Here is a 472-nt window from a genome sequence, read left to right as displayed (position 1 = left end):
AGTTCACGGCGACTGCGTCTGTTCAGACCGCGCCGCACCCCTCAGGGGCGTTCAAAAACCGCTCTGTCGGTCAGCGGAGCTCGTGGCGTTCGTCTGCAAAGCCGACCGTGACGAGGTACTCGAGGAACTCGTCGAACCGCTCGACGTCACTGGGCGTGTCGGTCGCAAGATGACGCGCCCACTCGATGGCCCACTGGAAGGCGGGATCCGTGCCGCCCTTGCCGTGAATGTACCACCACCGGGCCGCCTTGAGAACCACTATGGGATTCGTCGGCGGCTGCTCACCGGCGAGCCCACGGGTGATGGACTCGATTTCGTCGGGGACGTCGGCGGAATCGACCTCCGCTGATTGCGTGTTGTCGATATCGACCGGGATCTCGTCGATCGAGACGTTGTCAGGACGCTGTTGTTGACTCACTGGAAGTCACCTCTGAGGGCTCTCGAAGGAGCCCTCGTCCTCTCTGGGGGCACG

At 63.3% G+C, this 472-nt stretch carries 1 protein-coding gene; it reads right to left on the bottom strand.

The genetic code is table 11. The annotated features are described in order from the left end of the window. Positions 1-70: 70 nt before the first annotated feature. Positions 71-418 carry a hypothetical protein gene (locus DEQ92_RS22360; protein WP_115821801.1) on the bottom strand — a complete coding sequence of 116 codons (348 nt, stop codon included), beginning with the start codon at positions 416-418 and terminating at the stop codon, positions 71-73. Positions 419-472 lie beyond the last annotated feature (54 nt).

It is taken from the genome of Haloferax sp. Atlit-6N, from assembly GCF_003383195.1.
GTDB lineage: Archaea > Halobacteriota > Halobacteria > Halobacteriales > Haloferacaceae > Haloferax > Haloferax gibbonsii.
The sequence above is the reverse complement of the archived record's forward strand: the minus strand, read 5'-3'. Positions and strand labels throughout refer to the sequence as shown.